Origin of the sequence: Clostridium sp. CM028 (assembly GCF_030585565.1) — a bacterium.
GTDB lineage: Bacteria > Bacillota > Clostridia > Clostridiales > Clostridiaceae > Clostridium_AD > Clostridium_AD estertheticum_B.
Map to the genome: position 1 here is coordinate 234,842 of NZ_CP077766.1, position 25,207 is coordinate 260,048.

23 protein-coding genes are annotated in these 25,207 nt (G+C 31.8%); all 23 read left to right on the forward strand.

All coding sequences use genetic code 11. The features are described from left to right. Positions 1–25 precede the first annotated feature (25 nt). The 23 genes from pyrH (at position 26) to KTC94_RS01260 (ending at position 25,182) form a co-directional block, all read left to right on the forward strand. A complete protein-coding gene (pyrH, locus tag KTC94_RS01150) occupies positions 26–754 on the forward strand; it encodes a UMP kinase (RefSeq protein ID WP_216303097.1) in 729 nt (242 codons plus the stop codon). A 15-nt stretch (positions 755–769) separates the two neighbouring features. Further along, complete coding sequence (frr, locus tag KTC94_RS01155) at positions 770–1,327, forward strand: ribosome recycling factor (protein WP_216303094.1); 558 nt, start codon at positions 770–772, stop codon at positions 1,325–1,327. A gap of 144 nt (positions 1,328–1,471) precedes the next feature. Beyond that, positions 1,472–2,176, forward strand: a complete 705-nt coding sequence (locus KTC94_RS01160) for an isoprenyl transferase (RefSeq protein ID WP_253198183.1) — start codon at positions 1,472–1,474, stop codon at positions 2,174–2,176. Positions 2,177–2,187: 11 nt separating this feature from the next. Then, positions 2,188–2,994: a phosphatidate cytidylyltransferase gene (locus KTC94_RS01165; protein ID WP_216303091.1), complete on the forward strand. Its 807-nt coding sequence runs from the start codon at positions 2,188–2,190 to the stop codon at positions 2,992–2,994. A gap of 435 nt (positions 2,995–3,429) precedes the next feature. Next, positions 3,430–4,590: a 1-deoxy-D-xylulose-5-phosphate reductoisomerase gene (gene dxr, locus KTC94_RS01170; RefSeq protein ID WP_220285894.1), complete on the forward strand. Its 1,161-nt coding sequence runs from the start codon at positions 3,430–3,432 to the stop codon at positions 4,588–4,590. A gap of 14 nt (positions 4,591–4,604) precedes the next feature. Beyond that, entirely contained in the window at positions 4,605–5,642 is a 1,038-nt protein-coding gene (gene rseP / locus KTC94_RS01175) for an RIP metalloprotease RseP (RefSeq protein ID WP_216303088.1), read from the forward strand. Positions 5,643–5,654: 12 nt separating this feature from the next. After that, positions 5,655–6,704, forward strand: coding sequence for a flavodoxin-dependent (E)-4-hydroxy-3-methylbut-2-enyl-diphosphate synthase (gene ispG, locus KTC94_RS01180; RefSeq protein ID WP_216303087.1), 1,050 nt, complete (start codon positions 5,655–5,657; stop codon positions 6,702–6,704). A gap of 203 nt (positions 6,705–6,907) precedes the next feature. Then, complete coding sequence (locus KTC94_RS01185) at positions 6,908–11,230, forward strand: PolC-type DNA polymerase III (RefSeq protein ID WP_220285893.1); 4,323 nt, start codon at positions 6,908–6,910, stop codon at positions 11,228–11,230. Between the two features lie 203 nt (positions 11,231–11,433). Then, positions 11,434–11,892: a ribosome maturation factor RimP gene (gene rimP / locus KTC94_RS01190; protein WP_216303085.1), complete on the forward strand. Its 459-nt coding sequence runs from the start codon at positions 11,434–11,436 to the stop codon at positions 11,890–11,892. 13 nt (positions 11,893–11,905) lie between these two features. Continuing rightward, positions 11,906–13,036, forward strand: coding sequence for a transcription termination factor NusA (gene nusA / locus KTC94_RS01195; RefSeq protein ID WP_220285892.1), 1,131 nt, complete (start codon positions 11,906–11,908; stop codon positions 13,034–13,036). Between the two features lie 11 nt (positions 13,037–13,047). Continuing rightward, complete coding sequence (gene rnpM, locus KTC94_RS01200; protein WP_216303083.1) at positions 13,048–13,335, forward strand: RNase P modulator RnpM; 288 nt, start codon at positions 13,048–13,050, stop codon at positions 13,333–13,335. Further along, the gene (locus KTC94_RS01205) at positions 13,322–13,636 is read left to right on the forward strand and encodes a ribosomal L7Ae/L30e/S12e/Gadd45 family protein (protein WP_187351404.1); all 315 of its coding nucleotides are present in this window, start codon (positions 13,322–13,324) and stop codon (positions 13,634–13,636) included. The genes rnpM and KTC94_RS01205 overlap by 14 nt, the downstream gene beginning before the upstream one ends. 23 nt (positions 13,637–13,659) lie before the next feature. Beyond that, on the forward strand, positions 13,660–15,735 hold the full coding sequence (gene infB, locus KTC94_RS01210) for a translation initiation factor IF-2 (protein ID WP_216303082.1): 2,076 nt from the start codon (positions 13,660–13,662) through the stop codon (positions 15,733–15,735). Between the two features lie 21 nt (positions 15,736–15,756). Then, the gene (rbfA, locus tag KTC94_RS01215) at positions 15,757–16,164 is read left to right on the forward strand and encodes a 30S ribosome-binding factor RbfA (RefSeq protein WP_216303080.1); all 408 of its coding nucleotides are present in this window, start codon (positions 15,757–15,759) and stop codon (positions 16,162–16,164) included. Then, the gene (locus KTC94_RS01220; protein WP_220286021.1) at positions 16,154–17,116 is read left to right on the forward strand and encodes a bifunctional oligoribonuclease/PAP phosphatase NrnA; all 963 of its coding nucleotides are present in this window, start codon (positions 16,154–16,156) and stop codon (positions 17,114–17,116) included. Before rbfA ends, KTC94_RS01220 begins: the two co-directional genes overlap by 11 nt. Then, positions 17,113–17,982 (forward strand): tRNA pseudouridine(55) synthase TruB, encoded by an 870-nt coding sequence (truB, locus tag KTC94_RS01225; RefSeq protein WP_220285891.1) that lies wholly within the window; start codon positions 17,113–17,115, stop codon positions 17,980–17,982. The genes KTC94_RS01220 and truB overlap by 4 nt, the downstream gene beginning before the upstream one ends. 12 nt (positions 17,983–17,994) lie before the next feature. Then, positions 17,995–18,918 carry a bifunctional riboflavin kinase/FAD synthetase gene (locus tag KTC94_RS01230; protein WP_220285890.1) on the forward strand — a complete coding sequence of 308 codons (924 nt, stop codon included), beginning with the start codon at positions 17,995–17,997 and terminating at the stop codon, positions 18,916–18,918. A 131-nt stretch (positions 18,919–19,049) separates the two neighbouring features. Further along, on the forward strand, positions 19,050–19,313 hold the full coding sequence (gene rpsO, locus KTC94_RS01235) for a 30S ribosomal protein S15 (RefSeq protein ID WP_165412182.1): 264 nt from the start codon (positions 19,050–19,052) through the stop codon (positions 19,311–19,313). Positions 19,314–19,406: 93 nt separating this feature from the next. Continuing rightward, complete coding sequence (locus tag KTC94_RS01240) at positions 19,407–21,524, forward strand: polyribonucleotide nucleotidyltransferase (protein ID WP_220285889.1); 2,118 nt, start codon at positions 19,407–19,409, stop codon at positions 21,522–21,524. 94 nt (positions 21,525–21,618) lie between these two features. Further along, entirely contained in the window at positions 21,619–22,893 is a 1,275-nt protein-coding gene (locus tag KTC94_RS01245) for a pitrilysin family protein (protein ID WP_216303076.1), read from the forward strand. 85 nt (positions 22,894–22,978) lie between these two features. After that, on the forward strand, positions 22,979–23,254 hold the full coding sequence (locus KTC94_RS01250; RefSeq protein ID WP_165412185.1) for a YlmC/YmxH family sporulation protein: 276 nt from the start codon (positions 22,979–22,981) through the stop codon (positions 23,252–23,254). 15 nt (positions 23,255–23,269) lie between these two features. Next, the gene (dapG, locus tag KTC94_RS01255; protein ID WP_216303075.1) at positions 23,270–24,460 is read left to right on the forward strand and encodes an aspartate kinase; all 1,191 of its coding nucleotides are present in this window, start codon (positions 23,270–23,272) and stop codon (positions 24,458–24,460) included. Positions 24,461–24,516: 56 nt separating this feature from the next. Continuing rightward, the gene (locus KTC94_RS01260; RefSeq protein ID WP_258280654.1) at positions 24,517–25,182 is read left to right on the forward strand and encodes an ATP-dependent Clp protease proteolytic subunit; all 666 of its coding nucleotides are present in this window, start codon (positions 24,517–24,519) and stop codon (positions 25,180–25,182) included. Positions 25,183–25,207 lie beyond the last annotated feature (25 nt).

The following is a 25,207-nucleotide window of genomic DNA, read 5'->3' on the forward strand; positions in this document are numbered from 1 at the left end:
ACTATAAATTGGAGGTATAATGTTTATGGAGGTTGCTAAATATAAAAGAGTTATGTTAAAGATTTCAGGAGAAGCTTTAGCTGGTGAAAAAGGATTTGGAATAGACTTTGAAATTACAAATGAGATAGCACTTCAAATAAAAGAATTGGTTGAGTTAGGTGTTGAGATAGGCATAGTTGTTGGAGGCGGAAACATATGGCGTGGTAGAAGTGGTGAAGGCATGGACAGGACTACTGCGGATTATATGGGAATGATGGCAACTTGCATTAATGCATTAGCGCTTCAAGACTCTTTGGAGAATATAGGCGTAAATACTAGAGTACAAACTGCCATTGAAATGAAGGCGGTAGCAGAACCATTTATAAGAAGAAGAGCTATGAGGCATTTAGAAAAAGGTAGGGTTGTTATATTCGCAGCTGGTACAGGCAATCCATATTTTTCAACAGATACAACAGCGGCACTTAGGGCGGCAGAAATAGAAGCTGAAGTAATTTTGCTTGCTAAAAAAGTAGATGGAGTTTACGATAAGGATCCTCATAAATATAATGATGCGAAGAAGTTTGATAATCTTACATATCTTAATGTTCTTGAAAGAGGTCTACAAGTTATGGATTCTACGGCTACATCATTATGTATGGACAATAATATACCTATATTAGTTTTTGGACTAGATAATCCTGAAAATATAAAAAGAGCAATTTTAGGAGAAGAAATTGGTACTTTAGTATCAGATTGTACTAAAGAATCAATATAAAATGGAGGGAATTCTATGATTAAACAAATTATTAGTATTGCTGATGAAAAAATGAATAAAACTATTGCTGTTTTTAAACATGAGATTTCAGGTATGAAAGCAGGGAGAGCAAATGCTACAATGCTAGATAGGGTTCATGTTGAATGTTATGGAAGTCTTATGCCATTAAATCAAATAGCAAACATTTCAGCACCGGAACCTAGAGTATTACTTATCCAGCCATGGGATAAATCTTCTATGAAAGATATAGAAAGAGCTATATTGAAATCCGATTTAGGATTAAACCCATCAAGTGATGGATCAGCAATTAGATTAATTATTCCTGAACTTACAGAAGAAACAAGAAAAGTTTTAATTAAAACTGTAAAGAAAACAGGAGAAGATGCTAAGGTAGCTATAAGATCTATTAGGCGAGATGCTAATGATAAAATTAAGGCTTTGAAAAAAAACACCGAAATTACTGAGGATGAAGCTAAAAAATCAGAAGATATCATCCAAAAAGAAACAGATAAATTTATTAAAGAAATAGATACATTAATAGAGGTTAAAGAAAAAGAAGTAATGGCCGTTTAATATATAATTTTAAATAGAACCTGCAGTTATGCAGGTTCTATTTAAGATTATAATATAACTAATAAAAAGGAGGGAATTTTATTGAAAACATTATTCGCTTTTTTTAAAAAAAATAAAAGTACAAGTAATAATATTGAGTTAGATATGTCGAGAATACCTGAACATATTGCAATTATAATGGATGGGAATGGTAGATGGGCTAAGGAGCGTAATTTGCCGAGAGCACTTGGACATAAGGCTGGAGTAGAAGCAATAAGAAGAATTGTAAAAGAGTGCAACAAATTAGGGGTTAAATATTTAACATTATACGCATTTTCAACTGAAAATTGGAATAGACCTTTACAAGAAGTAGACGCTCTAATGAAATTATTAGTAGAATATTTAAAAAATGAGTTCGAGGAATTGAACGCCAATGATGTTGTTATCAATTCTATTGGTAACATATCAAAATTACCACAGATTTGCATAACGGAATTAAACTCTGCTTATGAAAGGACAAAGAATAATAAGGGGTTAATTTTAAATCTAGCTTTAAATTATGGAGGAAGAAACGAAATAGTAGATGCTGTAAAAGAAATTTGTTTAGATTTGAAGAATAAAAAAATATATGAAGATGAAATAACTGAGGGTTTATTTTCAAAGTATTTGTATACAAAAGAAATGCCCGACCCAGACCTTATAATAAGACCTAGTGGGGAGTTAAGATTAAGTAATTTTTTACTATGGCAGAGTGCATACTCAGAACTTTGGTTTTCAGATATTAATTGGCCGGATTTTCATGAGAAGCAATTGAAATGTGCAATATTAAATTATCAAAAAAGAGACAGAAGATTTGGAAAGGTTAAATAGAGGAGAAAATTATGAATAATAGATATATAGGAGCACTGATGTTAGCTCCGTTAATAATATTTTTAATTTTAGGTGGAGAGTACTTAAAATATAGTGTAATGGTACTTTCGCTTTTTGGAATGTATGAGTTCTATAAAGTTTCTAGAAAAAAACACTATAAGCCAATTGGAATTATAGGATATATTTTATGTATAGTATATTACTTGAATATGAGCAAGGATTTTTCAGCAAGTTTTAATGTATACATTTTAATAGTAACAATTCTTTTACTATTATGTATTCCGGTGATTTATACAAAATATAATTTTGTTGATGTGGCCCTCACTATATTCGGATTTTTATATGTGGCAGTATTTTTTAGTTTTATAGTGTTTATAAACAATAAAACCTACGGTCAATATTTAGTTTGGATTATATTTATTTGCTCGTGGGTCTGTGATACGTCAGCCTATTATTGTGGAAGATTTTTAGGTAAAGGTGGCAAACATAAGCTCTGCCCTAAAGTTAGCCCTAATAAAACAATTGAGGGCTCAATAGGAGGCCTTTTAGGCAGCACTATAGGGTGTACAATTTATGGCTATGTTATTTCAAAATATGGTGTACCTATTCAATTATATCATTACGCTATAATTGGCGTTCTTTGTGGCAGTTTCGGACAACTTGGAGATTTAATTGCGTCATCTATAAAAAGATTTGTAGGAGCCAAAGATTACAGTAGCCTTATTCCAGGACATGGTGGAGTTTTAGATCGGTTTGATAGTATTCTATTTGTGTCTGTGGTAGCATTTTATTATATTACATTTATATTAGTAATTTAAATTCATATATACTAAAGGTACAAGAAATTAATAGTGCACCTCCGCAGGAGATGATCTAATATACTTTAGTGATTAATAAAATCATATATTGAACAGAATGCAGATAAACAATTAGTTGTAAATTAGCATTACTGGCAATATATGATTTTATTATTACGTAAAATTTTAAAATAATAATTGGGTTATATTTTATATTAATATCTGCGTTGATTAATGAATATAATCAAAAGGAGCACTATATAATATATGTGAAATAATTACCCATATATTTGTAAATATTACTAGTTACTTTATTTTAGAACATAAATATGTTATATTATATGCTGTAGAAGAATTGCTTACTAAAAAAAACAGGTAAATTTATAAGTGTGAAATTAAAGGAAAAAACAAGATTTTGAAGTATAAATAACAGAATTACGTGAATGGAGAGAGTACATGAAGAAGATTACTATTTTAGGAGTTACTGGGTCGATAGGAACTCAAACTTTAGATGTTATTCGAAATGATATTGAAAATTTCACTATTGTGGGAATTTCTGCTAACACCAATTATGAGAAGATTATACCCATCATAGAAGAATTTAAGCCTAAATATGTTACCATGATGGACGAGGCGGCTTCATTAAAACTTAAAAAACATTGCATGCTAAAAAAATATTCAACAAAAATATTGCAGGGACTGGAGGGACTAAATTATATAAGTACACTACCTGAAGTTAATATTGTAGTAACCGCAGTTGTGGGTATGATAGGCTTAGTTCCCACTATGAAAGCAATTAATGCTGGTAAGGATATTGCTTTAGCTAATAAAGAGACACTAGTTGCAGCAGGTGGACTAGTAATGGATGCTGCTAAAAAAAATCATGTAAATATTTTACCGGTTGATTCAGAACATGGTGCTATTTTTCAATGTCTACAGGGTAATAAGTCGGAATCTGTTAACAAAATAATAATAACCGCATCAGGTGGTCCGTTTAGAGGCAAAAATAAGCAACAATTAATAGAAATAAAACCGGAAGAGGCGCTTAAACATCCTAAATGGGAAATGGGTAGAAAAATATCTATTGACTCCTCAACACTTATGAATAAAGGCCTAGAGGTTATAGAGGCACACTGGTTATTTGGGGTAGATTACGAAAATATACAAGTGGTAGTTCATCCTCAAAGTATAATACATTCTATGGTAGAATACATGGATGCAAGTGTAATAGCACAAATGAGTTCTGCTGACATGAGACTTCCTATTCAATATGCTATAAACTATCCTGAAAGAAATAATGCTGTTATCGATAAATTGGACTTTTATAATATGGGTAATTTAACTTTTGAAAAACCGGATATGGATACGTTCAAATGTCTTAAATTAGCCTATAAAGCAGGTGAAATGAGCGGAAATATGCCTGCTATTATGAATGCTGCTAATGAAGTAGCTGTTGAATTATTTTTGGATTATAAAATTAAGTATCTTATAATAGAAGATATTATAGAAAAATGCATGAATAAATTTGAGCATAATATTAATCCAGATTTAGAAGAAATTTTAGAAATTGACTTAAAGGTAAGAGAATATGTAAGAAATAATTATGATAAAGAGTAGGGAGGAAAATTATTATGAGTAATATTATAGCAAACATACCATACTTTATTATGGCTATGTTAGCATTTAGTCTTCTGATTATAATACATGAATTAGGTCATTTTATTCTATGTAAGCTAAATGGAGTAAAAGTAAGTGAATTTTCTTTAGGGATGGGACCTAAAATCTTTGGAATTAAAGGAAAAGAAACGGAGTATTTGATTAAGGCATTTCCTATTGGAGGATATGTTAAAATGGAAGGGGAAGATGGAGAAAGTAATGATCCGAGATCTTTCACAAATAAAACCCCGGGTCAAAAACTAAGCATAGTTTCTGCTGGAGCAATTATGAATTTAATATTGGCAGTAGTTTTATTTGCTATGGTAGGTGCGTCTAAAGGATACATATTACCAATAATTGGGGAGTTGGTACCTAATAGTCCAGCCATGAAAGCTGGGATACAAGTTGGAGATGAAATTACTAAGATTAATAAGACTAAAATAGATAGATGGGATCAAGTTCAAAATGAGATTTTTGTTTCTAAAGGTGAAAGTATGGATATTGAAATAGTAAGAAATTCAAAAGTAGAAAAAATCACCCTTAAACCCATTAAGAACGTGAAAGAAAAATTATTTTTTGTAGGAGTCTCTCCTTCTATGGTTGAGAAAAAAATGAACCCTGGCAAAGCTGTGATTTATGGATTTGATCAAATTGGTAATACTGTAAAACAAATTTTTGAATTTTTCGGTAACGTATTCCACGGGAAGGTTTCAGCAAATGATGTCGGAGGACCAATAAGCATAATAAGATTTTCTGGAAAAGCGGCACAAGCTGGAATTACAACCTTAATGTATTTTACTGCATTAATGAGTGTGCAATTAGGAATATTCAATATAATACCTTTCCCAGCACTAGATGGAGGATGGATTTTTATGTTGTTATTTGAAATAATATCAGGTAAAAAATTAGATGATAATAAAGTTGCAACTATAAATTACATTGGATTTATGTTTTTAATGGCATTTATGGTGTTAGTAGTTATTAAGGATATAGTTAGTCCGCTAAAATTCTAGGAGATGAAGACTATGAGGGAGCGCAAAACGAAGAAGATTAGAGTTGGAAATGTGTATATAGGTGGAGATTCAAAGATAGCAGTACAGTCGATGACCAATACAGACACAAGGGATGTAGAAGCTACAGTAAATCAAATTCTTCAGCTAGAAAAGGTAGGGTGTGACATTGTAAGATGCGCAGTCCCAGATATGCAAGCGGCTGAGGCTGTTAAGAACATAGTGAAAAGAATTCACATACCACTTGTGGCAGATATTCATTTTGACTATAGGCTAGCTTTAAAATCTATTGAGAACGGGATATCCAAATTAAGAATTAATCCAGGTAATATTGGAAGCCGCGATAAAATAAAATTAGTCGCAGAAGCAGCTAAAGAGAATGGCATTCCCATTAGAATTGGTGTGAATTCAGGATCACTAGAAAAAGATATTCTTGAAAAGTATGGTCATGTATGCGCGCAGGCACTAGTTGAAAGTGCGTTAAGACATGTTAAAATACTTGAAAGTTTTAATTTTTATGACATAGTTATTTCTATAAAATCGTCAGATGTGGTCATGATGATTGAAAGTTACAAATTATTATCAGGTAAAGTAGATTATCCGCTACACCTCGGTGTTACTGAGGCTGGAACTACATGGAGAGGGACAATAAAATCAAGTATAGGTATTGGGGCGCTTTTAGCTGAGGGGATTGGAGATACTATAAGGGTGTCACTAACGGGGGATGTAGTAGACGAGGTTAAAGTCGGCATAGAAATCCTGAAATCCTTAGGGTATATAGATGATGGAATTAAATTTGTATCATGCCCAACATGTGGTAGAACTCAAATTAATCTTATTAAAATTGCAAATGAAGTAGAAAAAAGATTAGAATGTTGCAATAAGAACATAAAGATTGCAATAATGGGATGTATCGTTAATGGCCCCGGTGAAGCAAGAGAAGCTGATATTGGCATAGCCGGAGGTAACGGAGTTGGTCTCATATTTAAAAAAGGTGAAATAATTAAAACCGTTAAAGAAGAAGATTTAGTGGAAGAACTTATTCGCGAGATAGATAAATTATAGGCACATTCAAAGTTATTTTAACGACATTTCAGAAGGAAAGTCTCCTACTTCTATAAGTAGGAGTTACTTACCCTAACAAATAGAAAACTTAAGTTGGAGTATAAATTTCCTTGTGAAGTCGTTAATGCATCTTCTACGAAGATGTTGCAGCGACCCAGGAGATGATTTCATGTGCCTAAAATGTCTTATCAGGAGGAATATTAATGAATGTAAATTTAGCTGAAATGCTGAAAAATGATTTTAACTTAAATGAAGAAACATTAGCAGCTGATATTAAGGTATTGAGAGTTCAATACCTTAAAAAAAGCAATAAATTAAGGGTGTTAATCAAATCTTTAGAGGATATAGATGATAATAAAAAGCTACTAATCAAAAATATTATTTCAAAACGAGTAGGTAGTTTTGAGGATATACAGTTAATTTGCTACAAAGATGTGTCAAATGCCACTATAGAAGATATAAAAGATAAGTTTTGGGTAGATGTTGTAAATGTAATAGCTACCTCACAGCCGTCAAGTAAGGATAGTTTACTTAAATCTTCTAGAATAATTGAAAACGGCACTCTAAAAATCCAGTGTGGAAATGATTTTATGTGCAAAATTTTAAGAGATAAGAACATAGAAATTCTTATAAAAGATACTATAAATGATATGTTTGGAGTTAGTTCATTAGTGAAATTGGAACATAACAGTAAACTTTCTAAAGAAGATTATTTTGGTAAAAAGGAAAAAGAAAATGAAGTTATTATAAAAGAAATTATTAAAAATATTAATATAGAAAAGAAGGACAAACCTCAAAGTAATAATCAAAATAATGATAAAACAAATAAATTTAGCAAACCGGGCTACAGAAAAGATGAAGCAGCGGATGCAAACACTATAATGGGAAGAAATATAAAAAGTGAGACCATAGCGATAGGAGAGATAGATGAAGCTTCAGGAATAGTCTGTGTCTGTGGAGATATCTTTAAAATTAAAATAATTGAAACAAAAACGGGTAGAATAATCATTACATTCTATATTACAGATTATTCAAGTTCAATTACAGTGAAATGTTTTCCAAAGCCTAAAGATGTAGAAAAGATAATGGACGAAATTAAAGTGGGACTTTTCTGTAAGGTGCGAGGAGAAGCAAGTTATGATACCTACGCAAAAGAAGTTGTTGTAATGGCTAGGGATATAATTAAACTTAAGAAAATAGAAAGAATGGATACTGCGCAGGAGAAAAGAGTTGAACTTCATTTGCATACACAAATGAGTGCAATGGATGGGATAAGCCCTGCGGCTAAACTTGTAGAAAGAGCGGCTAAATGGGGGCACTGCGCAGTAGCGATAACTGACCATGGCGTGGTACAAGCTTTTCCAGAAGCTATGGATGCAGCTAAAAAGAATAAAATAAAGGTTATATATGGTGTAGAGGGCTATTTAGTAGACGATGGAGTACCAATTGTTATTAATAGTAAAAATGAAAATATAGATGATTGTTTTGTAGTTTTTGATTTAGAAACAACAGGGCTTTCTAGTGAAAATGATAGAATTACTGAAATTGGTGCAGTTAAAGTTGAAAATGGGAAAATAGTAGATAGATTTAATGAATTTGTAAATCCGGGGATAGACATACCTTATAAAATTACTGAACTAACTGGAATTACAAATGATATGGTTGCAGGCTCTGCTTCTATTGAAGAAGTGCTTCCTAATTTTTTACAGTTTGCACGTGGTAGCGTAGTGGTAGCCCATAATGCTGACTTCGATACATCTTTTATCAAAAAAAATTCAGAGAGGTTGAATTTGAAGTTTGAAAATGCAATTATGGATACAATTCCTTTAGCTAAATATTTACTTCCAGACCTTAAAACATTTAAGCTGAATGTAGTAGCTAAGCATTTGGGCATCACCCTGGAGAACCATCATAGAGCTGTAGATGATGCTAAAGCCACAGCGCAAATATTATTACATTGTTTTGGTTTACTTAAAGAAAATAACATTTTTGACTTAGATACTTTAAACAAAGAGTTTTTAGGTGACTTTAATATAAAAAAGGCAAATACTTATCATGTGATTATTTTGGCAAAAAATCAAGTAGGTCTTAAAAATCTTTACAAGCTTATTTCAGCTTCCAATTTAGAACATTTTCATAGAAGACCTAGGCTTCCTAAAACCTTAATTGAGAAGTATAGAGATGGTCTTATAGTAGGATCAGCCTGCGAAGCTGGGCAAGTGTATAAGGAAGTTCTACATGGAAAATCGGAAGAAGATATTAGGAAGATTGTGAAGTTCTATGATTATTTAGAAATACAACCTCTACTAAATAATAAATTCATGATTAAAAATGGCACAGTAAAAGATGAAAGTGAATTAATGGATATTAATAGAAAAATATGTGCTATAGGAGAAAAAAATAATTTGCCTGTAGTTGCTACAGGTGATGTACATTTTTTAGAAGCTTCTGATGAAGTTTTTAGAAAAATTTTAATGGCTGGCAAAGGTTTTTCAGATGCAGATGATCAACCGCCACTATATTTTAAAACTACTAATGAAATGTTAAAAGAATTTTCATATCTAGGTGAAAAAAAATGCAGAGAAGTTGTAATTGGTAATCCTAATAAAATTGCTGAAATGGTAGAAGTTATAAAACCAATACCAGATGGAACTTATACCCCTAAAATAGAAGGTGCAGAAGAGGACATCCGCAAGATGACATCAGATAAAGTTCATTCAATATATGGAGATTCCTTACCAGAGGTAGTTGAAAAAAGATTGGAGAAGGAATTAAATTCTATTATAAATAATGGATATGCTGTACTTTACTTAATAGCTGAAAAATTAGTAGCAAAATCAATTGCTGACGGTTATTTAGTAGGGTCGAGAGGCTCAGTTGGATCTTCTTTTGCAGCTAATATGTCTAATATAACAGAAGTAAATGGGCTTCCACCTCATTATGTATGTCCTGATTGTAAAAAGAGCGAATTTTTTTTAGATGGATCTATTGGTTCGGGTGCTGATTTACCTGATAAAGAGTGCCCAAATTGTGGTGCACTATATAAAAAAGATGGTCATGATATTCCATTTGAAACTTTTTTAGGGTTTGAAGGAGATAAAGAACCGGATATAGATTTGAATTTCTCAGGTGAAAATCAAGCAGATATACATAGGTATACAGAGGTGTTGTTTGGAAAGGGGCATACCTTTAAGGCTGGAACAATTGGAACAATTGCTGACAAAACTGCTTATGGTTATGTGAAAAAATATTTAGGAGAAAAAAACGTTATGGTCCCTCAAGCTGAAATAGAACGACTTGTGCTAGGGTGTACTGGCGTTAAGAGAACCTCAGGGCAACATCCAGGTGGAATAATGGTTGTTCCAAGTGACAATGATATACATAATTTTTGCCCAGTACAACACCCTGCTGACGATCCAAATTCAGATATTATTACAACTCATTTTGATTATCATTCCATAAGTGGAAGGCTATTGAAACTGGATATTCTTGGACATGATGATCCTACAATGCTTAAAATGCTTCAAGATTTAACTGGACTCGACCCTATAACTATTCCACTATCAGATCCGAGTGTAATAAGTTTATTTACATCTCCTGCGGCACTGGGGCTCACCATTAAAGAGTTGGGCTGTGAAGTAGGAAGTTACGGTGTTCCAGAATTTGGTACGAAATTTGTTAGACAAATGCTTTTAGATACACAGCCTAAATCTTTTTCAGACTTGGTTAGAATTTCTGGACTCTCTCATGGTACTGACGTATGGATTAATAATGCACAATATTATATTAAAGAAGGATTTACTACACTTAAAGATTGTATTTCTACAAGAGATGATATAATGGTTTATCTAATGCAGAAAAATCTTGAACCTAAGACTGCTTTTACTATCATGGAGAAGGTACGAAAAGGTAAAGGGCTTACGGAAGACGATGAGAAAGTAATGAGAGAGCATGACGTGCCAGATTGGTATATAGGGTCATGTAAAAAGATAAAGTACATGTTTCCTAAAGGACATGCAGTTGCATATGTAATGATGGCGGTAAGAATAGCATATTATAAGGTTTATTACCCAAAGGAATACTATGCTACTTTCTTTACTATAAGAGCAGATGACTTTGATGCTAATTTGATTGTAAAAGGTGAGAGTGCTATAAGTGCTAAAATGGATGAACTAACAGCTCTAGGTAAGGACATAGGTATGAAAGAAAAAGGACTTCTTACAGCGCTGGAGTTATCTTTTGAAATGTATAAAAGAGGGATAAAATTATTAAATGTAGATCTTTATAAGTCTGAGGCAGTTAAATTTACAATTGAAGATGACGCGATAAGGCCTCCACTAAGCGGGCTTGAAGGTGTAGGTGAAAATGCCGCTAAAAGCATAGTTTTGGAAAGACCTGAAGGGGAGTTTATATCTAAAGAAGATTTGAGAATTCGCTGCAAGGTTTCCAAAACAGTTATTGAGTCCTTAGATAATCATGGGTGTTTAAAAGAACTACCTGATACAAATCAGTTGTCGTTTTTTTAGCTAAATGCAATTAACCCTTGAAATAGCAAATTTTATATGATAGAATAATATATATTAGTTACCGTTGGTAATTTTATTTCAAGAGAGTAGGCTCGTCCTACTCTCTATTTATTGAAACGCAACTCATGGTTGCGTTTTAATTATAATATTACGATTAATTATGTAATAATTGTAGAAAATTTTTATAAAAGGAGGGTGTTAAAATGAAAAATGCCTTGTTGCAAAAACTTAGAAAAATAATTCAACCAATAGCAGAAAAAAATAATTGCGAATTATATTATTTGGAGTATGTAAAAGAATCAGGAGAAAATTTCTTGAGGATTTATATAGATAGTTCTAATGGGATATCGTTAGAAGATTGTGAAAAAACAAGTAGAGCTGTAAGTGAAATATTAGATGTAGAAGATCTAATAACTGATAGTTACTGTTTAGAAGTCTCCTCTCCAGGAATTGAGAGAATTTTATATGATGACAATCATCTGAAAAAATATATAGGCCAAAACGTATTAATTAATTTAAATAGTCTATATGAGGGAACAAAAAAAATTGAAGGCAATTTATTAGGATTTTCGGATGTGCAAATAGAAATTGAATATGATGGGAATAATATATCTATTCCGAAAGAAAAGATTTCCATTGTGAGTTTGAAACCGGTGCTGTAAGGAGGAAGTTAAAATGAATCAGGAATTTATTGAAGCATTGAGAGAAATTGTAGAACAAAAGGGAATCAGTGAAGATTTACTTTTTGAAACTATTGAGGATGCATTAGTTGCAGCATATAAGAAGAATTTTGCTACTCTATCTAATAGTAACCAAAGTGTAAAAGTGTCAATGAATAGAGAAACAGGTGAAATACATATTTATGGTCAAAAAACAGTTGTAGAAGAAGTATTTGAGGATGCCAATGAAATATCACTAGAAGGAGCTAAAGAATATAGCCCTAAATATCAAATTGATGATACTGTTGATATTGAAGTTACTCCAAGAAAATTTGGAAGAATAGCTGCACAAGCTGCAAAACAAGTGGTTATTCAAAGAATTAAAGAGGCTGAAAGAAATATAATTTACAATGAATTTATAACCAAAGAATTTGATATTATTACAGGAAGTGTTATAAGGAAAGATAGAGGAAATGTATTTATAGATTTAGGTAAAATTGAAGCTGTGCTTGGAGCTAATGAACAAATGCCTGGCGAGGAATATAATTTTAATGAAAAGTTGAAACTATATATTGTTGAAGTTAAAAATACTACTAAAGGTGCTCAAGTAGGAGTATCAAGAACGCATCCAGGTCTTGTAAAACGATTATTTGAATTAGAGGTGCCAGAAGTTTTTGGTGGAGTGGTTGAAATAAAAAGTATTTCAAGAGAAGCAGGATCAAGAACTAAGATTGCGGTATATTCAAACGATGAGAATGTTGATGCTATGGGAGCTTGTGTTGGGCCAAAAGGTATCAGAGTTCAAAATATAGTTAATGAATTAAGAAATGAAAAAATTGATATTATTAAATGGAGTAAGAAATCTGAAGAGTACATTTCAAATGCGCTAAGCCCTGCAAAAGTATTGAATGTAGTAGTTGAAGAAGTTTCTAAATCTGCAAAAGTTATAGTGGAAGATAATCAATTATCATTAGCTATTGGAAAAGAAGGTCAAAATGTTAGATTGGCAGCGAGATTAACAGGTTGGAAAATTGACATAAAAAGTAGAACACAAGCCCAATATAACATGGAAGATATTGAAGATATTGAAGATATTCAAGTTATTGAAAATGAAAATAAAGTAATTGAAACCATTACTGAAGAGTAGGTGATAGCTTTATGAAAGTGAAAAAAATACCTCAGCGCATGTGCACAGGTTGTATGGAAATGAAATGCAAAAAAGAATTATTACGCATAGTTCATAGCAAAGAAGGCGAAATTTCTATAGACTTAACAGGAAAAAAACCAGGTAGAGGCGCATATGTTTGTAAGAATATGGAATGCTTTGAAAAATCTTTTAAAACAAAAAGATTAGAGCGAAACTTAGGTGGAAAAATAAGTGAAGAAATTTATGGTAAACTAAGGGATAAGATAAATTACGAGGATGAGGTAAATCATGAACAATAAATTTTTTCAATTTTTGGGTTTAACTAAAAAGGCAGGCAAACTTATTGAAGGGTACAATCAATGTGAAGATGCACTATCACACGGGAGAGGGACCCTCATAATTTTGTCAGAGGAGAGCGCTACCAATACTAAAGATAAATTTAGAAGATTAGCTATCAAAAGGGTTATACCTCTTATAGAAGGAATATCCAATGAGACTTTAGGCAAGTGCTTAGGTAGAGCAGAAATCAATGTTTTGTGCGTAAATGACAAAAAAATGAGTAATAAGCTATTAAGCTTATGGAATGAAAATGATGAATAAATTAAATTTCGGGGGTGAATGATTTGGCAAAAGTCAGAATATATGAATTAGCAAAAGAGTTAGAAGTGTCAAGTAAAGAATTAATTAATGTACTATTAGAAGAGTTTAGTATAAAGGCCAAAAATCATATGAGTGTGATTGAGGAAGAAGATGCTGAGTTAATAAAGGAACTTTATAGTGATGAAAATTCAGGACTTAAGGATAATAAAAATGAAACAGTGGAACACTATGAAAACTTAGCTAATGAAGATGCTAATAAAGTTGTTATTAGAAAAAGAGGTAGAAAAGGTAGAGATGAATTAGGAAGCGGAAACAATGCCGTTGAAGCAATAGATGATGAAGTTGTAGTAATCAAAAGTACTATTACAGTTAAAGACTTAGCTGATACGTTAAAGAGACCTTATGTAGAAGTAATAAAACAACTTATTTTTATAGGTGTTATGGCTGGGATGAATCAAGAAATTGATTTCGCTACAGCTGAAAAAGTAATAGAAAAATATGGTGCACTTGCTGTACTAAAAGATGAAGAAGAAGGAAAAATTGCTGATGAAGAAGACTTCGGAAATGTTGAAGTTGAAATAGATACAGACAAAAAACCAGCAGTTGTTACAGTTATGGGTCATGTTGATCACGGCAAGACATCGCTACTTGACTGTATTAGGAAAGCTAAAGTTACAGAAACAGAAGCGGGCGGAATAACACAACATATAGGTGCATATACTGTCGATATTAATGGTGAAAAAATTACATTTTTAGATACACCTGGTCACGAAGCTTTCACAGCAATGAGAGCAAGAGGTGCCCAAATAACAGATATAGTTATACTTGTTGTAGCTGCAGATGATGGTATTATGCCACAAACTGAAGAAGCTATAAATCACTGTAAAGCGGCTAAGGTACCAATGATAGTAGCTATAAACAAGATAGATAGGCCAGGAGCTAATGTTGATAAAGTTAAGCAAGAATTAACAGAACATGGACTTGTAGCAGAAGATTGGGGCGGAGACACAATTTGTGTTCCAGTATCAGCTCATACTAAAGAGGGTATAGATACTTTGCTTGAAATGGTAGTGATTACAGCAGAAATGTTAGAGCTAAAAGCAAACCCTAGTAGACTTGCAAAAGGAACTGTAGTAGAAGCTAAACTTGACAAAGGTCGCGGACCACTTGCTACTTTACTCGTGCAAAATGGTACACTAAAAGCTGGAGATTCTATAATTGTTGGTTCAACTTATGGAAGAATAAGAGCAATGTTTGATGATAAGGGTAACAAAATAAAGACAGCAGGACCTTCTATACCAGTAGAAATACTTGGATTATCTGAAGTTCCAGCAGCTGGAGATAGATTTAATGTAGTTAAAGATGAGAAAACTGCAAGAAATATGGCAGAAACTAGAAAAACAAATTTAAGAGAAGAACATTTTGAATCTAGTAATAGAGTTTCCATGGAAAACCTATATAGCCAAATACAAGAAGGATCTGTTAAAGAACTTGGTGTAATTGTTAAAGCTGATGTTCAAGGATCTGTAGAAGCTGTAAGACAATCTCTCGAAAAATTATCTACTGATAATGTTAAAGTAAGGGTTATCCATTCTGGAGTTGGCGCTATTACAGAAACAGATGTTGTACTTGCAGCAGCTTCAAACGCAATAATTATAGGGTTTAATGTAAGACCAGATAATAATGCTTCTTTAATTGGTGAGAAAGAAAATGTAGAAATTAAAACCTATAGAATAATTTATGACGCTCTTGATGATATAAAAGATGCAATGGTTGGAATGCTCGATCCTGTATATAAAGAAGTTGTCTTAGGTAGAGTTGAAATAAGACAAATATATAAAGTTTCAAGTGTAGGAACAATAGCAGGGTCTTATGTATTGAACGGTAAAATCACGAGAAACAGTAGCGTACGAGTACTTAGAAATGGAATAGTAATTACTGAATCAACTTTAGCTTCCTTAAAAAGATTTAAAGATGATGCAAAAGAGGTCGCTGCTGGATTTGAATGTGGATTAAGTGTAGAAAAATTCAATGATATTAAAGAAGGCGACATTATTGAAGCATTCATAATGGAAGAAGTAAAACCAAAATTAATATAAGTATAAGGAGTAGTGAATTGTATGGTTAGTTATAGAAATGGTAGAATAAATGAAGAAATTAAAAAAGATGTAAGCAATACAATTCAAAACAAAATAAAGGATCCAAGATTAAGTGCTATGGTAAGTGTAACAAAAGTAGACACAACAAAAGACCTAAGCTATACAAAAATTTATGTTAGTATATTTGGTGACAAAAATGCTAAGAAAGAAACACTTCAAGCACTTAAAAGTTCAACTAGTCTCATTAGAAAAGAAATAGGGAGTCATGTTAAGTTAAGACATGTTCCTCAGGTTATTATAGAGGTAGATGAAACTATAGAACGTGCAATACATTTAGAAGGCATTTTTAATCAAATAAAAGAAAAAACTAAGAATGATGAAGATATAAATGAGGAAGATGGCAACGAAAAAGATAACAATGAAGATTAATGATATTGTTACCAGAATTAAGTTATTCAAAAAAATTGCTATAACTTTTCATACTTCACCAGATGGTGATTCAATTGGTAGCGCATTAGCGCTGCTTATTGGTCTTAGAAAATTAAACAAGGAAGTATATATAATTTCAAAAGAAGTTATTCCGCAAACTTTTTTATTTTTGCCTTGCTCTGATGAAATTAATGGTGAAACAAGTCAGCCGTTAAAGGATACGGAATGTGTAATAGTGTTAGATTGTGGTGATTTTAAAAGAATTAATGCTAATTTATGTATGCAAAACAAAAAGTTTGAATTAATAAATATAGATCATCATTTATCTAATGATTTATATGGAGATTTAAATTTTGTCGATACAAAATCTTCTGCAGTGGGAGAAATTGCATACGAAGTTCTTAGACTTCTCCATGTAGAATTAGACAAAGGAATAGCTACATGTTTGTATACTTCCTTAATTACAGATACAGGCTGCTTTAGACATTCGAATACCACAGCAGTAACTCATGGTATCGCTGGTGAACTTATAAATACAGGTATAGATTTCAGTAACATCCATAGAAAAATTTTTGAAAATAAGAAATTTGAAAAGATAAAATTTTATGGAGAAATTATTAGTGATATGACAGTAGAACTCAATGGTAAAGTCTGTATTATGCATATATCTAAAAATGTACTTGGAAAATTCAATTTGGCGTCCTCGGATACATCAGATGTTATTACTTTTGGTGATTCAATAGATACCGTTGAAGTTACTATTCTTATAAAAGAAGCTGAGAATGGTGTTAAAGTAAGTTTAAGATCTAAGTCTTTAGTAGATGTTAGTAAAATTGCAGAAGGTTTTAGTGGTGGAGGTCATATTAGAGCTTCAGGTTTTTATGCAGAAGCAAATTTTGATGATATTAAAGTTAAATTAATAGAAATTTTAGAAAAAGAGTTGATGAAATGAACGGTATATTAAATGTATTTAAACCTACCGGAATTACTTCTTTTGATGTAGTACGTAAAATAAGAAAAATCAGCAATGTAAAAAAAGTAGGCCACGCTGGCACTCTAGATCCTGAGGCTAGCGGGGTTTTACCTGTTTGTATAGGAAAAGCAACGAAGGCTATTGACTATATAATGGGTGACTTTAAAATTTATGAAGCTGAATTAAAGTTGGGAGTTATTACAGATACATATGATAGAGAAGGTAAGATTCTTAGTGAAAGTGAAGTTAATGCAACCGAACAAGAAATTATTCGCGCTATTAATTCATTTATAGGTGAAATAAAACAAATTCCTCCTATGTACTCAGCTCTAAAGGTTAATGGGAAAAAACTTTATGAATTGGCAAGGTCTGGAATAGAAATAGAGAGAGAAGCAAGGACTTTAGTAATTTATGATATAGATATTATTGATATTAAAACACCTTACGTAAAGTTTAGGGTTAAATGCTCTAAGGGTACATATATTAGAAGTCTATGTTATGATATTGGGCAATTATTAAAATGCGGTGGTATGATGTGGAATTTACAAAGAATTGCTACAGGGCCATTTCATATTGAAGATGCTATAAATATTGAAGATTTAAACGAGGAAAACATAAACAAACATGTTATGCCTATAGAAAAGATTTTTCAAAACAATAGTAAAATTACCATAGAAGATAGATTTGTTAAATTCTTATTAAATGGTGTTGTAGTAAAAGATAGAGCACTAACTCGCAAATTTGAAGTTGATATAATATATAATATATATAATAAAGATAATGACTTTGTTGGAATTGCACATAGAAGTAATGATAGTGTTAAGCTAATAAAATCATTTATATAGGAGTATATTAAAATGTTAGTTATAAAAGATAATTTTAAAACAAAACTTAAAGAACCAACGTACATTGCTTTAGGAAGTTTTGACGGCATCCATTTAGGGCATATGTCTCTTGTAAATAGAACAGTAGTATTAGCAAAAGAAAATAATGCTAAAAGTATGATTTGTACCTTTAAAAATCATCCATTGTCTGTTATTAACAAGGAAATTTGTCCAAAGTTGATAATGGATAATGACACCAAAATAAATTTGTTAAAAAACACTGGTATTGATATTGTTAACTTAGTTAATTTTAATAAAGATTTTATGAAGATAACTCCGGAAGAGTTCATAAAAAATATGGTGAAGTTTTATAATGCAAAGGGAATAGTTGTTGGTTTTAATTATAGATTTGGATATAAAAATTTAGGTGATGTAGAAATGCTTAAAACATATAGTAGTATTTTAGGATATAAACTATATGTTTGTGAAGCCGTTAGTATTAACCATGAAATTGTAAGTAGTTCAAAAATACGCCATCTAATAGCGGAGGGTAATATCACTAAAGCAGATGAGCTTTTAGGACGACCACACACTATTAGTGGGAAAGTAATTAAGGGAAAACAATTTGGGAGAACTATTGGGTTTCCAACTGTAAATTTAAATTACAATAAAGAGTATATCATTCCTAAGGGAGGGGTGTACTATACTTTAGCGGAGTATGATAATAACTTTTACAGAGCTATAACCAACATAGGTTACAATCCTACTGTAGAAGGTGGCAAGCTATCAGTAGAAACGCATATTTTGAACTTTGATAAAAAAATTTATAATGAAATAGTTAAAATTTATTTTATAAACAGAATAAGAGATGAAGTTAAATTTAATTCTATTGATGAATTAAAAAAGCAACTTTTAAAGGATAAGGAATATGCAATAAATCAAAAAATAGAAAAATAAGTGCTAAGATGTAAAAATTAATTTACAATTTAATCTTAGTTTGTTATAATTGATTTGAACCTTATGCTAAGTTCACCGAATCACCAACGGTGTACTTGGAATATGGGGATTATATTCGGAGGTGTTGTAAAATGCAAAAAGCTAAAAAACAAGAAGTAATGTTAAAACATGCAAGACATGAAGGAGATACAGGTTCTCCAGAAGTGCAAATCGCACTACTTACTGAAAGAATTCAAGAGTTAAATGAACATTTGAAAATCCATAAAAAAGATCACCATTCAAGAAGAGGTCTATTAATGATGGTTGGACAAAGAAAAGGTATGATCGGTTACTTAAAGAACCAAGATATCGAAAGATATCGTGCAATTCTTGCAGAACTCGGACTAAGAAAATAATTCAGAGCGGCTTAGCCGCTCTATTATTTTAGATTAGGGGAAATATATACAATTAGCTAATAATATTAGTGCAAATTGAAGGGAGGCAAATATATGATTCATATTATAGAAACTACTGTAGCAGGCAGAAATCTTAAAGTTGAATATGGTAAAGTTGGAATGCTATCAAACTGTGCAATAGTCATGAGTTATGGAGAAACAGTAGTTTTAATTAATGCAAATGCATCAGAAAAACCAAGGGATGGTATTGATTTCTTCCCACTAAGTGTAGAATATGAAGAAAGACTTTATGCTGTTGGTAAAATTCCAGGGGGATTCATAAAGAGGGAAGCAAGACCATCAGAAAGAGCAATTTTAACAGCAAGAGGTATTGATAGGCCATTAAGACCATTATTCCCTAAAGGCTATAAAAATGATGTCCAAATTGTTTGTACAGTAATGTCAGTTGAACAAGATAATTCACCTGAGATACTTGCTATGAACGGAGCGTCACTGGCATTATGTTTATCAAGTATACCTTATACGGATGCTGTTGCAACTGTTTCAGTGGGTTTAATTAATGGTAAATTTATATTGAGTCCTACTGTAGAAGAGCGAAGTGCTAGTTCTATGAAACTTACAGTTTGTGCAACAAAAGATAATGTAACAATGATAGAAGCAAATGGAGACGAAATACCTGAAGATGTAATGATAGATGCAATTGACTTTGCTTTTGAAGCATGTAAAAAAATTGTAGCTTTCCAAGAAGAAGCTGTAGCTAAGTTTGGAAAGAAAAAAGTTATACCTTTATTAAATAAAATAGATGAAACTCTCGAAAGTGAAGTAAGAGAATTTTCAGTTGATATGACAAAAACAGCAATGTACATAATGGATAAAGATGAGAGAAACAAAAAAGTGGACGAAATTAAAGAAAAAATAAGTGTTGAATTTAATGAAAAATACGCAGATAAAAAATCAGATATCGGTGAAGTTTTCTATAATATTCAAAAAGAAATAGTTAGAAATATGATGTTAAATGAAAATAGAAGACCAGATGGAAGAGCTTTTGATGAAGTTAGACAAATAAGTTGTGAAGTAGGAATACTTCCAAGAACTCATGGTACTGGTTTATTTACAAGAGGACTTACTCAAGTAATGGGAGTTGCAACACTCGGAGCATTAAAAGAAGCCCAGATACTAGATGGAATAAGTACTGAAGATACTAAAAGATATATGCATCATTACAATTTTCCAGCCTATAGCGTAGGAGAAACTAAGCCAATGCGTGGACCTGGAAGACGTGAAATTGGTCATGGAGCACTAGCAGAAAAAGCAGTAGAACCACTTTTACCATCTATAGAAGAATTCCCATATGCTATTCGTGTAGTGTCAGAAGTATTAAGTTCTAATGGTTCAACATCTCAAGCTAGTGTAAGTGCAAGTATTTTAGCACTATTAGATGCAGGGGTTCCTATTAAAAGACCTGCTGCGGGTATCGCAATGGGGCTAATTACAAACGCTGACTTATCTAAAGAAAAAGTATTAACGGATATTCAAGGCATAGAAGATTTCTTTGGAGATATGGACTTTAAAGTAGCTGGAACTGTTAAAGGTATTACAGCTATACAAGTTGATACAAAGCTTCATGGATTATCTAATTATTGCATTAAAACTGCAATTATAGATGCCAAAAAAGCTAGACTTCATATAATAGAAAAAATGAACGAATGTATACCGCAACCAAGAAGTGAAATGTCACTTTATGCTCCTAGAATGTATGTGCTAAATGTAGCACCAGACAAGATTAGGGACGTAATAGGTAAAGGCGGAGCAACTATAAAGAAAATTATAGCAGAAACCGGCGTTAAAATAGATACTAATGACGATGGACAAATTGTAATTATGTCGAGCGACAGCGTTAGTGCCAATAAAGCAGTAAAAATTATCGAAGAACTAACTAAATCTGTTAAAGTAGGAGAAATATATTTAGGAAAAGTAACAAAAATTGCTGCTTTTGGAGCTTTTGTTGAAATACTTCCTAATAAAGAAGGCCTAGTGCATATTTCTAAACTTGATTTTACAAGAGTAAATAAAGTAGAAGATATAGTTTCAGTTGGTGATGAAATATTAGTAAAAGTAATGGAAATAGATAATCAAGGAAGAGTAAATCTTTCGAGAAGAGATGCTATGAAAGATAGCGAAAATGAAAATGAAAACAAAGATAAAGAATAATAATAGAAGGGCTTAGATGCCTTTTTATTTTTTTTAATAATATTGCCTTAATATGCACATAGTAAATATAAATTCTCATTAAGGAGAGGCGCATATGTATAATTTGTTTAAGTTAAATAATGGGTTAAGAGTTGTAGTGGAAAATATTGAGTATGTAAATTCGGTTAGTGTAGGCTTATGGGTAGAAAATGGGTCAAGAAATGAAAATATAACTAGCAGTGGGATATCACATTTTATTGAGCATATGCTCTTTAAAGGAACGTGTGATAGAACTGCAAAACAAATTGCTGAAGCGATTGAAGATGTTGGTGGTCAAATAAATGCCTTTACAGGTAGGGAAGCTACATGTTTTTATATAAAAGCATTAGACACTCATTTAGAACTATCCTTAGATATTCTTTCAGATATGATTTTCAATAGTAATTTATCAGAAGATGATATTGAGAAGGAAAAAGGCGTAATTGTTGAAGAAATAAATATGAGTGAAGATTCGCCAGAAGATGTTTTAGCAGATTTACACACAAAAGCAATCTGGGGTGCAGATTCTATTTCGTTACCGATTTTAGGAACGATTGATACTGTAAAATCTTTTAGTAGAAAAATGATAGCAGATTATATTGACTCGCATTATATACCCGAAAACTCAGTAATATCTATTTCAGGTAAATTTGACATGAAAATGATAGAAAGTCTTGTTGAAAAGTATTTTGGTAAATGGCGTTGTAAAGACAAAAATATTACTAAATATAGTAGCCCTGAAATATTAAATCAACATTATTTCAGAAAAAAAGATATTGAGCAATTCCATGTGAGTCTTGGAATACCTGGTGTAGGTCTTGGAAATGATGATACATACACGTTAATCTTACTAAGCAATATATTAGGCGGAGGAGCATCCTCAAGGCTATTCCAAAAAATCCGTGAAGAGCTAGGTTTGTGCTATTCAATCTACTGTTATATATCTACGTTTAAAAACACAGGAGTTGTAAGCGTTTATGCGGGACTCAGTCCAATGAACGTGGAAGTTGCTATTAATGCAATAAAAGAAGAGGTTAGTAAATTCGCTAAACTCGGAATTGACAATGAAACGTTAAGTAAAGCTAAAGAGCAGTTAAAGGGTAGTTATATCCTAGGGCTTGAAAGCACAAGCAGTAGAATGTTTAGTAATGGGAGATCAGTAATGTTTATGAACAAAATTAATACGCCAGAAGACGTATTGCGAAAAATCAATGAAATAGACATGGAAAGGGTAAATTCTGTCATGCAAAAAACTTTTGAAAAAGGTATAATAAATTCTGCATATGTAGGAAAAGAAAAAGAGATGCTTAAAAAAGTTTTTAAAGGTAATATTATTTCTATGGATAAGTAAATTTATCTATAAAAATGTAGAAATTATGCATAAATCCTTAACAGATTTCATAGTATTTTATGAGAGTTGTTAAGGAGATGATAATATGGAAGATAATATAAAACTGTATAGTGAAATGGAAAGATATGAAATTATCAATATCAATGATGGTGACAAATATAGCAATTTAGGTAATAATGATGTAGTTATTGATGAGAATGGGCTTTTAAAATTTTTAATTATAAATGAAGGAAGCTCTAAATTTAGTTTTTTAAAAAATAATGATATTATTGAAGTACCTTGGGAATATGTTAAAAAAATTGGTTCCAGAACTATAATAATTGATGTTGATAATGAATTTTTAAAAAAATCTCATATATAATTTTGGAGGACAGAAATGAAGATATTAGTGCAAAAGTTTGGAGGTACATCTGTTTCAACAGAGGAAAAGCGGAAGCTTGTAGTAAACAAAGTTTTAAATGCAAAGGTTCAAGGATATTTTCCTGTGGTAGTAGTATCTGCAATGGGAAGAAAAGGTGAGCCTTACGCTACAGACACATTGCTATCTTTGGTAGATGATAATTTCAAAGTAGCAAATCCATTAGCAATAGATTTGCTAATGAGTTGTGGTGAAACTATAAGCACTGTAATAATGTGTAGCGAACTAAATAATAGTGGAATTGATGCTGTGCCTTTAACTGGTGGACAAGCAGGTATAATCACAGATTCTAATTATAACAATGCAGCAATACTTAATGTGGACACAAAAAAAATATTGGATATTTTACAAAAAGGGAAAACCCCAGTAGTAGCAGGATTTCAAGGCATGGATGAAAATGCCTATGTTACGACTATTGGGAGAGGTGGGAGTGACGTTACTGCTGCAATACTAGGGGCAGCACTTAAGGCCTCTCAGACTCAAATATACACTGATGTAGATGGGATTATGACAGCGGATCCAAGAATAGTTTCTGAAGCGACTTTAATAAAAAAAATAAGTTATGATGAAATCTTTCAATTTGCAGATCAAGGAGCAAATGTTATACACCCAAGGGCAGTTGAAATATCTAGAAAGTATAATATACCATTAGTAATAAAAAATACTATGAATGATTGTGATGGAACAGTAATTAGTAATTTGGGAAATGAAGGTTATGAAAATATAATTACAGGTATTACGCATATGAATAATAGAATTCAAATAAAAATATGTGAAAATTCAGGTTCTAGTTATGATGATATATTTGATATTTTAGCTGAGAATCTTATAAGTATAGATCTTATAAATATTTTTCCTAAGGAAAAAATATTTACTATTGATGAAAAAGACTTTACTAAATTTGCTGATTTAATAAGAGACCTTAATATGTCCTATTCATTTGTGAAGGATTGTAGTAAACTTTCAATTATAGGTTCAAAAATGAGAGGTATGCCTGGCGTTATGGCGAGAATACTTAAGGCGTTAACTAGAGAAAATGTTGAAGTACTGCAAACAGCAGATTCTAATATGACTATATGGTGCCTTGTAGAAACAGGATATGTTGAAAAAGCAATTAACGCTCTACACAGGGAATTTAAATTAGGATAAAAAATGTATATAGTTTCTCTTAATGCACAAAATAAAATGGATTAGGAGGAATGAAAATGTTGAAAACTGAAAAAAACGTAAATGAACAGGTTGAAAATATTAAAGAACTGGGAACAACTAACATCCCAACTCAGGATACTAAAATTCAGGTTTTGTCTATTATAGGTCAAATAGAAGGACACATGATGTTGTCCCCTCAAACAAAAACTACTAAGTATGAACATGTTATTCCAGAGCTAATTGCTATGGAGAGGGATGATAAAGTAAAAGGTATTCTTATAGTTTTAAATACTGTAGGAGGAGATGTGGAAGCGGGTCTTGCAATAGCAGAGATGATTAGAAGCCTTAGCAAACCAACTGTATCACTTGTAGTAGGTGGAGGCCATTCAATAGGTATACCACTGGCAACAGCAGCTAAGTACTCATTCATTTCCCCATCTGCAACTATGATAATTCATCCTATAAGAATGAATGGTCTAATAATAGGGGTACCTCAAACTTTTGAATACTTCAATAAAATGCAAGAAAGAATAACAGAATTTATTATTAGAACCTCTAAGATTGATAAGGAAACGGTAAATAGATTAATGCTTCAAACTGATGAGCTTTTAAATGATATGGGTACTATACTTATAGGAAAACAAGCAGTTGATAATGGGTTAATAGATGAGGTTGGTGGCATTAGTGAGGCATTATCAAAATTAAACGAAATGATAGGTTAAAAATAAATTAGATATAAACAGGTTA

Bases quoted from the DNA above. Each gene is read 5' to 3' on its own strand.
- pyrH (WP_216303097.1), top strand. From the start codon at position 26: ATGGAGGTTGCTAAATATAAAAGAGTTATGTTAAAGATTTCAGGAGAA.
- frr (WP_216303094.1), top strand. From the start codon at position 770: ATGATTAAACAAATTATTAGTATTGCTGATGAAAAAATGAATAAAACT.
- KTC94_RS01160 (WP_253198183.1), top strand. From the start codon at position 1,472: ATGTCGAGAATACCTGAACATATTGCAATTATAATGGATGGGAATGGT.
- KTC94_RS01165 (WP_216303091.1), top strand. From the start codon at position 2,188: ATGAATAATAGATATATAGGAGCACTGATGTTAGCTCCGTTAATAATA.
- dxr (WP_220285894.1), top strand. From the start codon at position 3,430: ATGAAGAAGATTACTATTTTAGGAGTTACTGGGTCGATAGGAACTCAA.
- rseP (WP_216303088.1), top strand. From the start codon at position 4,605: ATGAGTAATATTATAGCAAACATACCATACTTTATTATGGCTATGTTA.
- ispG (WP_216303087.1), top strand. From the start codon at position 5,655: ATGAGGGAGCGCAAAACGAAGAAGATTAGAGTTGGAAATGTGTATATA.
- KTC94_RS01185 (WP_220285893.1), top strand. From the start codon at position 6,908: ATGAATGTAAATTTAGCTGAAATGCTGAAAAATGATTTTAACTTAAAT.
- rimP (WP_216303085.1), top strand. From the start codon at position 11,434: ATGAAAAATGCCTTGTTGCAAAAACTTAGAAAAATAATTCAACCAATA.
- nusA (WP_220285892.1), top strand. From the start codon at position 11,906: ATGAATCAGGAATTTATTGAAGCATTGAGAGAAATTGTAGAACAAAAG.
- rnpM (WP_216303083.1), top strand. From the start codon at position 13,048: ATGAAAGTGAAAAAAATACCTCAGCGCATGTGCACAGGTTGTATGGAA.
- rbfA (WP_216303080.1), top strand. From the start codon at position 15,757: ATGGTTAGTTATAGAAATGGTAGAATAAATGAAGAAATTAAAAAAGAT.
- KTC94_RS01220 (WP_220286021.1), top strand. From the start codon at position 16,154: ATGAAGATTAATGATATTGTTACCAGAATTAAGTTATTCAAAAAAATT.
- truB (WP_220285891.1), top strand. From the start codon at position 17,113: ATGAACGGTATATTAAATGTATTTAAACCTACCGGAATTACTTCTTTT.
- KTC94_RS01230 (WP_220285890.1), top strand. From the start codon at position 17,995: ATGTTAGTTATAAAAGATAATTTTAAAACAAAACTTAAAGAACCAACG.
- rpsO (WP_165412182.1), top strand. From the start codon at position 19,050: ATGCAAAAAGCTAAAAAACAAGAAGTAATGTTAAAACATGCAAGACAT.
- KTC94_RS01240 (WP_220285889.1), top strand. From the start codon at position 19,407: ATGATTCATATTATAGAAACTACTGTAGCAGGCAGAAATCTTAAAGTT.
- KTC94_RS01245 (WP_216303076.1), top strand. From the start codon at position 21,619: ATGTATAATTTGTTTAAGTTAAATAATGGGTTAAGAGTTGTAGTGGAA.
- KTC94_RS01250 (WP_165412185.1), top strand. From the start codon at position 22,979: ATGGAAGATAATATAAAACTGTATAGTGAAATGGAAAGATATGAAATT.
- dapG (WP_216303075.1), top strand. From the start codon at position 23,270: ATGAAGATATTAGTGCAAAAGTTTGGAGGTACATCTGTTTCAACAGAG.
- KTC94_RS01260 (WP_258280654.1), top strand. From the start codon at position 24,517: ATGTTGAAAACTGAAAAAAACGTAAATGAACAGGTTGAAAATATTAAA.